At 45.5% G+C, this 12,245-nt stretch carries 7 protein-coding genes; 2 read left to right on the forward strand and 5 right to left on the reverse strand.

Annotated elements, in window-relative coordinates; translation table 11 throughout:
• Positions 1–23: 23 nt before the first annotated feature.
• Together Q7A_RS10855 and Q7A_RS10860 are read left to right on the forward strand one after the other, a co-directional pair.
• Positions 24–1,652, forward strand: coding sequence for a protein adenylyltransferase SelO (locus Q7A_RS10855; RefSeq protein WP_014707403.1), 1,629 nt, complete (start codon positions 24–26; stop codon positions 1,650–1,652).
• A gap of 16 nt (positions 1,653–1,668) precedes the next feature.
• Positions 1,669–2,775: a PQQ-dependent sugar dehydrogenase gene (locus tag Q7A_RS10860; RefSeq protein WP_014707404.1), complete on the forward strand. Its 1,107-nt coding sequence runs from the start codon at positions 1,669–1,671 to the stop codon at positions 2,773–2,775.
• Here Q7A_RS10860 and greB read toward each other — a convergent pair.
• From greB to Q7A_RS10885, 5 genes are all read right to left on the reverse strand, one after another.
• The gene (greB, locus tag Q7A_RS10865) at positions 2,772–3,239 is read right to left on the reverse strand and encodes a transcription elongation factor GreB (RefSeq protein ID WP_014707405.1); all 468 of its coding nucleotides are present in this window, start codon (positions 3,237–3,239) and stop codon (positions 2,772–2,774) included. The genes Q7A_RS10860 and greB overlap by 4 nt on opposite strands.
• Positions 3,239–4,585, reverse strand: a complete 1,347-nt coding sequence (locus tag Q7A_RS10870) for an FAD-dependent oxidoreductase (RefSeq protein ID WP_014707406.1) — start codon at positions 4,583–4,585, stop codon at positions 3,239–3,241. Before Q7A_RS10870 ends, greB begins: the two co-directional genes overlap by 1 nt.
• 104 nt (positions 4,586–4,689) lie before the next feature.
• A complete protein-coding gene (locus Q7A_RS15300) occupies positions 4,690–9,111 on the reverse strand; it encodes a midas domain-containing protein (protein ID WP_089418534.1) in 4,422 nt (1,473 codons plus the stop codon).
• Positions 9,112–10,947, reverse strand: a complete 1,836-nt coding sequence (locus Q7A_RS10880) for a vWA domain-containing protein (protein WP_014707408.1) — start codon at positions 10,945–10,947, stop codon at positions 9,112–9,114.
• A gap of 87 nt (positions 10,948–11,034) precedes the next feature.
• Positions 11,035–12,219, reverse strand: a complete 1,185-nt coding sequence (locus Q7A_RS10885) for an O-succinylhomoserine sulfhydrylase (RefSeq protein WP_041355172.1) — start codon at positions 12,217–12,219, stop codon at positions 11,035–11,037.
• Between the last annotated feature and the right edge of the window lie 26 nt (positions 12,220–12,245).

Genomic DNA, 12,245 nt, shown 5'->3' on the forward strand with positions numbered 1-12,245 from the left:
CTGCTATCTGTTGTAATAGGCCTATGACTACTGAAGAATTTAATCCCAACGACGCCACTACCACGCCAATGACACGGCTGCAATTCGATAACCGGTTTGTACGGGAGCTCCCCGCCGATCCGGATACCGAAAATGTTCGCCGTCAGGTGCTTGGTGCCTGTTATACCTTTGTGAACCCTACGCCTGTCGCCGATCCTAAACTGGTCGCTTATTCCATGGATTTAGCTACCGACTTAGGCATCAGACCGGTAGATTGTGAAAGCCGACAGTTTGCTAATGTATTTGCCGGTAATGAAATGCTAGAAGGCATGCAACCCCATGCCATGTGCTATGGCGGACATCAATTTGGCAACTGGGCCGGACAACTGGGCGATGGCCGTGCCATCAATCTCGGTGAAGTTCAGGATATTCACGGCCAGTTGCAAATGCTGCAGCTTAAAGGTTCAGGTGAAACCCCCTATTCCCGTTCGGCTGATGGTTTAGCGGTATTACGATCATCCGTTCGTGAATTTCTCTGCAGTGAAGCCATGTTTCATCTTGGTGTACCCACAACCCGTGCCTTGAGTCTGATCACAACCGGAGAAGGCGTAGTTCGCGATATGTTTTACGATGGCCGGCCGCAAACTGAACCGGGTGCGATTGTCTGTCGAGTCGCGCCTTCTTTCCTGCGCATTGGTAATTACGAATTGTTTAACTCGCGAGGCGATATCGACAATCTTCGTTTATTGATCGATTACACCATTCGCCATCATTTTCCGCATCTGGGAGAACCTTCCAAAGAAACTTATCTGGCCTGGTTTAAAGAAGTCTGTGAACGCACAGCAGATTTAGTAGTGCACTGGATGCGTGTCGGTTTTGTGCATGGCGTATTAAACACTGATAACACTTCGATTTTAGGACTGACTATTGATTACGGCCCTTATGGCTGGATTGATAATTACGATCCCGACTGGACGCCTAACACCACCGATGCCACTGGTAAACGCTACCGTTTTGGGCATCAGCCGCAGATTGCCCAGTGGAATCTGCTGCAACTCGGCAACGCGATATATCCATTGATTAATGAAGTTGAGCCGTTACAACAGATTCTTACCGATTATGTCGAGCTCTACACCAATAAATGGCAACAGATGCGTGCCGACAAGCTGGGACTGAACGAGTATCAGGGTGATGATGATCATGAATTGAATCAGCAGTTACAGAAAATTCTGTTATTGGCTGAAACCGATATGACGATTTTCTATCGCCGATTAGCCGATGTGAGCTGTGAACAGAAGGACCTCAGCGATGAAGCACTATTGGAACCGTTGATGGAAGCTTATTACGCCCCAGATGCCTTATCGAAAGAAGATAAAAAAGATATCTGTGACTGGTTGCGTCAGTATCAGCAACGTGTGCAACAGGATGGCACCAGTGACCAGGATAGAAAAGCCAGAATGAATCTGGTTAATCCGAAATATGTATTACGCAACTACTTGTCACAACAGGCGATTGATAAAGCCCATGAGGGTGATTACAGCATGATTGATGAACTTCTGGAGGTCATGCACCGTCCTTATGATGAACAACCACAGTATGATCATTACGCAGCCAAACGCCCAGACTGGGCCAGAGATAAACCTGGCTGCTCGATGCTGTCCTGTAGTTCTTAAATTAAGGAGTAGTTAGATGAAGTTGATCAGTAAGCTGTTTGTTTTATTGATTTTAACCTCTGCAATTACTGCCCATGCGGGTAGCGTCAATGATAAAAAGCTGCAAATTGACAAGGTTGCAGATGGATTGGGTATCCCATGGGGAATGGCAATCTTGCCGGATGGCACAATGCTGGTTACTCAACGTGAAGGTAAATTAATTCTGCTTGATCTGGATTCAGGAAATAAGACCAACATAAGTGGCGTCCCCAAGGTCAAAGCTGTTGGACAGGGCGGTTTTCTGGATGTTGCTCTATCCCCCGATTATACAGAAAGCGGCTGGATTTATTTCACATATAGCAAAGATGTAGACGGCCAGGGTGCCACCACCCTCGCCCGTGCCAAGTTGGATGGAAACACCCTAAGTGATTGGAACGATTTGCTGGTCACTCAATCTCGTACCAGTAAAGGTCAGCATTACGGCAGCCGAATTGTATTTGACCAACAGGGTCATCTGTTTTTCTCGATTGGAGATCGTGGGGAACGTGATAGAGCTCAGGATCTAAGCAATCACAATGGCACCATTCTGCGACTCAAACTTGATGGCAGTGTCCCGCAGGACAATCCTTTTGTGGGAGATACTAATGCCTTGCCGGAAATTTGGAGTTATGGTCATCGTAATCCGCAAGGGTTATTTTATAACGCCGAGACTCAGCAACTATGGGACATTGAACATGGTCCACGCGGTGGCGATGAAATCAATCTGATTGAAGCCGGTAAAAACTACGGTTGGCCGGAAGCTTCTCATGGCAAGGAATACTACGCTCCAGTTTCCGTTGGCAAAAAAGAAGTAGAAGGTATGGAAAATCCGGTAAAAGTTTATATTCCCTCAATTGCCCCCAGTGGTCTGGTGCAATATCAAGGTGATGCTTTCCCGGATTGGCAAGGCGATTTAATTTCCGGTGCGCTGGCGTTACAGCATCTGAACCGGGTTAAAATTCAGGATAATCAGGCAGTCGATGAAGTACGCTATCTGCGAACAATGAAAAAACGTATTCGCGATGTTATTGAAAGCCCTGAAGGCTGGTTATATGTGTCAACTGATGATGGCGAAATTTATCGCATCCAGCCTGCAGCCAATTAATAGTTAATGTCCAGAATCAGATAACGATGACCACCATCCTGAACCTGAATACTCACCTCATCATCAATCTGCTTTTTTAATAACGCCCGCGCCAAAGGTGAATCGACACTGATATTGCCTTTGGCGTGGTCAATCTCATCCGGACCGACAATACGGTATTGAACCTCTTCCGTATCATCCTTCAACAGCGTCACGTACGCAGCAAAAAACACCGCATCCTGATCATCCGGAATACGATCAATCACCATCAAATCGGGAATACGTTTTTGAAGATAGCGAATACGCCGGTCTATTTCTCTGAGTTCTTTCTTGCGATAAATATATTCTGCATTCTCAGATCGATCCCCTTCTGCCGCTGCAGCCGCCAGCGCCTGAACCACATGTCTGCGTCGCTGCCAGCGTTCACTCAGTTCCTGGTTCATCCGGAACATGCCATCAGCAGTAATGTAAGGTGATGAATCCATTAATTTATTGTTGCTGCTTTATGAAGTGTTTGCTTCAGCTGTGATTCATTAATTGTTGCACCCAAACGGCTGGCAATCAGCCGCATATCGGTTTCAGCATTTTCCAGACAGCTGGTGCCGCCAGGCGATGGTGTCATGTTAAAAACAATGCCTGTACCAGGGTTAATCTTCGCTTCCCCCATCAACAATTTGGCATTCTTTTTATCAATCAACTGAGGTCTGACACCCCCAAAACCTTTGGCAAATTCAATATCTTTCAATTGCAGGCCAGGCACAATTTTGCGGGCATCTTTCAAAAACAGCCAGCGACGTAATAACGGCACTTCAAACAGAAAGTTTTTAAAGATGTAATTGCGAATATCCTTAATCCGGAATAAATCCCAGAACACTCTCATTACCCGGCTGTCGAGACGCAGAACACGCAGAAAATCGAAAAAAGTTTTGTTGTTATAACGCTCTAACAGTGGCAGTAATAATGCTGTAGGTCCAAACCGGGTTTTACCTTCGACCAGTACATCCGGATCCCCATGTACCGCTGCAAAAGGCAACGCATCATTCTGCACGGTATATACCTTGCCACGGAGAACCTGCGGAGTGAAATAAAAGCTTCCAGCTACTGGCAGACAGGAGAACTCCAACCCGTACCCCATTTTCTGTGCCAGTAATAAGCTGTGTCCGCCCGCAGAAACCACTACACTGCGAGCCTTGATGATTTTGTCGCCGGTGACCAGCGAAAACACGCCATCTTTTTCGACAATATCATCGACTTCACTGTTAAACGCTAACTGGATTTGTTTATCAGTTTTTGCTTTGGCTTTATCAACAAAGGCTTCAGATAAACGCAGATAATCCACTGCACTGTAATCATCCAAAACGGCAAGCGCAACACAGGGTTCTGCCCGCATTTCGCCATTAACCATAACCACTGAAGGTTCATAAGTTGCAATATCGGATTTCTCCAATAGCTTCATCTTGGGGAATACTTCACGGAAAGTCTGGTAACGTTGGCGAAGCTGACGACATTCCTGCTCGCCTACACCTAAAACCATTTTCGGATATTTGAAAATCACCTGATCAACATTGGCTAAATCGGCAGCAAAATTCACCAGCATCTCAGCGGCGGCCTTTACTTTAGTGGCTTTCTCCAATGTGTAGTTGGTTTCAATATCACCGCAATGGATAGTCTGACTGTTGTTACGGCCATTGGAGTTGACCTTGGCCACTCCGGCATACTTTTCCAACAGGACAATATCATTGAGATCAGTATATTCAGCCAGCATATACAGTAGCGCGGTGCCACAGACACCGCCACCGATAATGGCTACCTGATGAATTTGGTCTGACATAATTTTTCCCGTGCTTAAACGACGGAAATTTTAGCAAAACGTTAATCAGACCGTTTAAAAATATCACTATTTGATCAAAATCTGAGCCTAAGAAAATGCTCTGATTATTTATATTTTGTTTTATTACTGCCAGAAAAGGACGGTATTGTTGAGAGAATCGCCTGCAACTCACTGCGTTTCTTTTTACTTTTCACCGGTTTTTTAACGGCCGTTAATTTATCAACATCGGTCAACAGGTTCTCCAATTGCGCAGGATCCGGAAGTGGTGTCTCCTGGGTTGGAGGAATCAGTGATGCATTATTATCTGATTGCGTCGCCTGCAACTTTTCAACATCTTTAAGTAATGATTCGAGACGTTCCGGTTCAGGTAACTCGGGCTGTTCTGGAATATCAAAACCGGCTATTTCTGACTGGGTCTGCTTACGGTCCTGTTCAGCCTGGGCTTGTTCTTCGGCCAGTGCGGCTGCAAAATCCAACTCTGCCTTTGTTGGTTCTTTTGAGACTTCGGCTTCGGCTTCGGCTTCGGCTTCGGCTTCGGCTTCGGCTTCGGCTTCGGCTTCGGCTTCGGCTTCGGCTTCGGCTTCGGCTTCGGCTTCGGCTTCGGCTTCGGCTTCGGCTTCGGCTTCGGCTTCGGCTTCGGCTTCGGCTTCGGCTTCGGCTTCGGCTTCGGCTTCGGCTTCGGCTTCGGCTTCGGCTTCGGCTTCGGCTTCGGCTTCGGCTTCGGCTTCGGCTTCGGCTTCGGCTTCGGCTTCGGCTTCGGCTTCGGCTTCGGCTTCGGCTTCGGCTTCGGCTTCGGCTTCGGCTTCGGCTTCGGCTTCGGCTTCGGCTTCGGCAGAGATTGTTTCAGTTCGATCTATTTCTGGCTCAATAATTTGTTCACTTGCCTGCATTATTTCGCTTGCTGAATCATCTTCGGTCAAAGATTCTGGCGGCAAATCATTAGTTGAATCGGCCAGCTGCTCTTCATTTAAAAGCTCTGCTACCCATTCGTCAGCTTCTGATGAGGGTGTTTTATTTGGTGGAATAGTAGCTTCTACATCATCATCGGGTTGATTCGACTCGTTATCTACACTTTGATCCTGATCTAAAATTTCCAATTCATTTACATGTGAAGCTAGTTCGGCCTCCTCATCAAAAACATTATCCATCTCATCGACAGGTGCTTCTAATTCTTCTGAGGATTGGAATTGAAAGCTTTCCTCTTCTGCTTCATTCTCTTCCATCGGCTCGATTGATGATAATTCAGCTTCAGCAGGAGTTTGGCTTTCATATGAGTCTGTCTGTTCAGCATCATCTTCAGGCATTTGTGCAGCTAATAGCTTTTGTTGTAAGTCTTCCTCTTCAGTTAACTGAAAAGGCTCATCTTGGGTAACAGACTCTTCTGATGCATTCTCAGTATCGACCTTTTCGGCTAATGGATCAGTTTGAAGCGCAGCAATATCTGTTGCGTCGTTTGGAGATGATTGCTGAAAACGTTCATTGGGAGTGGCTGAATCTTCTAATGTTGTTTCAGTAAATGGATTCTCCGCCTGCGTTTCATCAAGCCGTTGCTGTCTTGCTGCTTTTAATCTTTCAGTCCGCTCACGAAGTTTGGCGCGCAGCTTATCAATCTCATTAAATGGCTCTTCTGCCTTTTCCTCAAGATTATTAGTTTTGTTACCACTGTTTGCATCTTCATGGTTTGGCTGTGAGGCCATTATTCCGGCTAAGCTTTCTGTCTCATTATCTTGTGTCGCTTCGGCTTGGATTTCGGTAACAGAGTCCTCTGTTTGGCCTTCTTCAATCGAGTCGCTTTGATTGTTTAGCTCTGATTCAGTGGTATGCTGATCAGCTGAGAACGTATCATTCAATTCCATATCGGCTGGTGGAGCTTCAGCGGAGGGTTGAGCTTCTTCAGCGGGATCCTGAGAATTTTGATTAATCAATTCATCAAGCTCAACGAAATCAAGACTTTCTGGATTTGAATCATTTACTGATAAGGTTTCTTCAGCATTTTCAGTTTCTGCAGAAACTAACTCTTCAGGCTGTTCAACTGAATTTTCTGCCAGCATATCCTCTGCTGAAAATTGCTCAGCTGATTCAACCCCATCATTAATATTATCCAATGAATTCTGGCTAATCGGTTCTTCTGACTCAGTGGACTCACTGCTTTCAAGGTTTGAATCAGGTATGTCTGAAGCTTCTTCGATAGCGTTGATTTCTGCTGAATCTATATCTTCGGTAGTTTCAGCTGATTCTTCTGGTAATGTTTCAGTAGATGCAAATTGTTCTAACGTTTCAGCTGCTTCAGAATGAATATCCGAGTTCTGACTAATTGATTCTTCCTGTTCATCAGACTCTCTATTTGGCGAACCCAAATCATCTACTGATAAGGTTTCTTCAGCATTTTCAGTTTCTGCTGACACTAACTCTTCAGGTTGTTCAATTGAGTTTTCTGCCTCCATATCTTCAGCTGAGAATTGGTCGGTTGAATCAACCTCTACATCAGCACTCTCTGGCGAATGCTGGCTAATCGGCTCTTCCCACTCTGCAGACTCAATTTCCTCAGAAATTGAATCATCTACTGATGCGGTTTCTTCATTATTTTCGATTTCTGTTGGTTCTGGCTGTACGGGTTGTTCATCGGCATTTTGTGCCGTGATTTCCTCAGACTCGATTTCCTCAAACGGCTCAGCTTTTTCGGATATATCCTCGAAATTCTGACTGGCAGACGCTTCCTGATCTTCAGCCATCTCTGCGGGCTCAACTGGATCTACAAACAGGTCTGTATCCCAGTCCGTTTTGGCTGACTCTTCAGCAAAGCTGTTTATTTCTGCCTCAGTGTTAGGTTCTGACGATTCTTCTAATGGCTGTTGGTTTTGATCAGTAGACGCTGCCTGCTCGGCTATCATCTCCTGTTCATCCATAGACGAAGCTGGTTCGGTATCAGATTGATAACCTTGTTCATTTTGTTGCAGAGTTTCTTCTAATGTTGTGTCAGCTGCATCATCACTTTCCGCCGGTTCAACCCTATCTGTTTGTTCGAAGGTTTCTGCAGTGTCTTCAGAGGTGAGCTCTGATATAACTGACTCATCCATCTCCGTCAAAAGATTGTCTAATTCAATCTGTTCAACAGGCTCATCATGCGACTCAATGGCATCGATATCAGATTCTGCTAATTTATTTTCTTCAGGGAGGCTGGTTTCTGCATCATTTTCAATAACGTTTTCGATCTCTGCTTTTTCCTGCTCAAGATCATTGGAATCACTTTCTACCGGCATGTCAGTGGCACGCATAAGATCATCGATTTCTGTGGCCGAAATCTTATCTTTTGCGTCTGAATCCACGTCATCAAGTTGTTCAATATCTAATTCAATGTTGGCTGGCTGAACTGCCTTCGTTAGCCCTTGATGGGCTGAGTCATCACTTTCAAAAGCATGAAATTTCAGTTCTTGATGTTCAAAGGCTGCCACGTCGTCAGTTATTTGCTCATTACCTGCTACAGGAATTGTGGGTTTTCCATAGATATCAGGCACCTGATTGGTCCAGGCTTTATTCAAGTGGGCCTTCATACCTTTTGGTTCAGTCGCTGCACTGACTGTGTCTGTTTCTATCTCGGTTTCCATATCTGGCTGGTTTTCTTCAACTTCCGTTTCAAGGGATGTTTTACCGTAAACATCAGGAATTACCGGATTCCAGTCGGTCTTCAGAAAATCAGCCATCCGCATCAAGCTGCTTGCCGGTTCTGGTTCTGGTTCTGGTTCATCTTCTTTGGCCTGCTCGTCCGCAGCCAAATCAAAATCTGTCATCGAATCAGCTGGATTATTATCTGATTCAGTGGCAAGAGACTCCTCAACTATCTGGTTTTGAGCGAAAATATCATCGACATCGACTTCATCTGATTCGGTATCTGCCAGTTCAATATCAAAAATTTCATCTGTATCGGTTAGCTCTTCGACAACATCTGTTTCGTCATCAAGCTGCTCCATCTGTTCAACAATGGTGTCTGCATTCTCATCATCAAATACACCATCAAAATCTGCTACAGGTTCCTCTTCCGTTTCAGTATCAACTTCTGGTTCTTCTGGTAATTCAGTATCAACCGCAGATTCCTCGGCCAGCGGCTCTTCGTCAACCGCCTCTATCTCAAGGGCATCAGGCTCCTGCTCAATATCAGCCTGCATAATGCTGAGGGTGGCGTCAGTTAGTGAGGTAATTTGGTCTGGAAAGTTATGAAGTGTTTTTTCGTCTTGCTCAGAATACAAATTAACGATTGATTTAAAAATCTCTTTTTCCCGCAGCACCAGTTCCTCGACCATTGAATCAAGTGCTTCACCACTTAAACCATAGCGCTCACTCAGTTGACTGCCTAATGCAGCCACACGTTGCTCGTAGTTATTTTTGATTAATTTGGCCGTGCGTGCCGCTGCAGCTTTGGTGCGTTTGTGTTTGCGATGCGCGCGGATCAACATCCAGATACACAAAACAGCAAAGATGGCTGCCAGCTCATAGGCCAGCCATTGGAAAACCGGATCAGTCATCGACATTTATAATAAGTCTCCAGGTAAAAGCTGCCGGCGACGGCTGCGATGCCAAAACCAGAATCCCATTATTAATAACAACACAATAACGGCATTACCAATAGCTAAAATGACTGTGTCAGAAAGCTGGAAGGTGGATTCCGGTATTTCTGCATTAGGCTCATCCGCAACCGGATCAATTATCACCGGTTCAAATGGCTCATCATTAACCTTTTCGGCAGCAATCGGCGTTTCTGAAGTAATTGTTAGCGACGCACCGGCGGCTTCATCAAGTAACTGAATGGGCTTGGGTTGTAAAAATACATTCCGCCCTGCCGGAGTTTCCCCCCGAATCTGCAACGATAATTGATAAGCGGTTTCAGGTTGTAAATCGGCCACTGTCAACTGCCAGGCATTTTCAGATTCAGACTGCCGTAATACTTCGTAGGGGAATTCACTGCCATCTGGTGCACTGAGTAAAGCAGAGATTTGCAGAGATTGAGGATCAATCATACTGGCATCAGCAGACATCGAAAGCCGATGACTCCGGCTATCACCGTCCAGTTGCGTCACAGTAACATCAAACGGTAATGCGACGACATTGACTGATTGCCGTCGCTGACGCTCAAAGGTGTCACTCTTTGCGGTGATCACAATATCATTTTGTCCACTGTCAAACAGCTTGCCCAAATTTGCCATAAACGTCGCCGTCTGGTTATTCAAGGTCATTTTGTTATTGATCGGTTCACCCTGCAATGGTTGAGTGCTTAACTCTGCAGTAACCAGTTGCAGAAAATCCTGTCGATCAATCTGTTTACCATGGTCGGTTAATTTGGCGACAATATCAAACTGCTCTCCAGCCAGAATATTATTTGGCAGATCAATTGTTTCCATTCGCAGGTCTGTTAATACCATTACCCGGTTATCCGGATCGATATTGCCATCAATAAACCACTCTCCGGACATTGGTTTGTCGATGGTAATCAGATCAAAATGTTTTTCCTGCATCCAGCTTACTGAGGACTCATGCGTTTCATGTGATTGATTTTTTTGATCGGGTTGAACCAGTTGGGTGACGTCGGTTTCATTTTCACGAAACACCAAAATCGTCATTTCATTGACACTGGTATCAATGGTAAATCGATTATCTACAAGTGGAACCGAGTCACGTTGAGTGGCTTGTTCAAACAAATGCAGAAAAACACGTTCCAGCTCATCCGCATTATCCACCTGATGGTACCAGCCATCTGTAGCCAGTGATAATTGTTTAAGCAGTTCGTGATCAGCATCTTCAGACAAAGCAATCGTGTGTATACGAAAGCCTTTTTGTTTTATTTGTGGCAACAACTTATTGATGATGTTCTGCCGTGATTGATCGCTGGATGCTTTTCCCTGATGCAAATCAACCAGACCATCTGATAACAGGATAATACTGCGTTGCTTGGCTGGATCAGAAGCTTTGACATTCGCTGTGGCCTTTTGCAGCGCTTGCTCAATATCGGTAAATAAACCATGAGAGTGAATTTCAGAGGATTTTTGCTGAGCACGTTGTCGCCAAGTATCGTCAGCTTTTTGTAATGGCACCAGCATGTTCACATAGCGGGCAAAAGTCCAGACACCACTTTCGGCATCACCTGGCATCAATCCACCCAATAGGCGTAAACCCGGTGCTCGTAAATTCTCAGGGTCGTTGTATTTCATACTGCCGGACACATCAATAATAATGCGCACATCTGCATTTGTTTCTGCATTTGCCAATGCTGGAATCGCAAACCAGATGAGGATGGGCAGGGCCAGTAGGAACCTAAATATTCTCTGCATAAAAACAACCTGTTTGACTTGAAAAGCGGCAGAAAATGTCATTACTGACGATTTCCTGACGCGAATTGTTTTATTTCAAACTCAATATGCAGGTTTTATGCCGTTAGTTCAGTTATTTGCTTGCCGAGCTTAAAGCAGATCCAACCCACGTTGTATATCTGCTTGAATATCTTCTACATTTTCCAAACCAACTGACAAGCGTATCATGCCATCGCTGATACCTGACTCAGCGCGCGCTTCCACTGACAAACGGCCATGCGTGGTGGTAGCCGGATGGGTAATAGTGGTTTTGGTATCCCCTAAATTGGCAGTAATCGAAATAAATTGTGCTGCATTAATCAATTTCCAGGCAGCTTTCTGTCCTCCTTCTACCTCAAAGGCGATAATGCCACCAAAATCAGATTGTTGCTGTTTAGCCAACTGATGACCTGGATGCGACTCGAGCCCCGCATAAAACACCTGAATAACCTGTTTCTGCTGCTGCAGCCAATGGGCCAGTTGATTGGCATTGGCTGAATGCGCTTTCATGCGTAAATCCAGCGTTTCCAGCCCTTTCAGGAAAGTCCAGGCATTAAATGCACTCATGGTTGGACCCGCCGTACGCAGAAAACCGAAAACATCTTCTCCAACCCGTTGTGCATCACCGACTACCGCACCACCCACGCAGCGTCCTTGCCCATCTATATATTTGGTCGCCGAGTGAATGACGATATCGGCACCGAATAATAACGGTAGCTGCAAAGCCGGCGTACAGAAACAGTTATCTACAATTAACAGACAGTCATGCTGCTTAGCCAAAGTCGATAAAGCAGCTAAATCAGCAATTTCATTGAGTGGATTGGAAGGTGTTTCCAAAAATAACGCTTTGGTATTGGGCTTGATTGCCGCTTCCCAGGCAGTCAAATCGGTTAACGGTACATAGTCCGTCTGCAAACCGAACTTGCTGAGGTATTTATCAAACAAAACCCGGGTGGTACCAAATACACTGCGTGACGACACAATATGATCACCCGCAGCGCATAATCCCATAAAGGTGGCCAGAATAGCAGACATTCCTGAAGCCGTTGCTACACAGGATTCGCCTTGTTCCAGAGACGCTAAACGTTGCTCAAAAGTACGGACAGTTGGATTACTAAAGCGCGAATAGATATTGCCAGGTTCATCACCGCCAAACCTTGCTGCCGCCTGTTCTGCACTATCAAACACAAAACTGGAAGTTGGGAAAATCGGTTCTGAATGTTCGCCTTCGGGCGTTCTTACCTGTCCGGCACGTACCGCACGGGTGGCAAAACCTTTATCTTTAAGATCGGTCATGACAACTCTGAAATAGCTGGAAAATC

The organism is Methylophaga nitratireducenticrescens (assembly GCF_000260985.4).
GTDB lineage: Bacteria > Pseudomonadota > Gammaproteobacteria > Nitrosococcales > Methylophagaceae > Methylophaga > Methylophaga nitratireducenticrescens.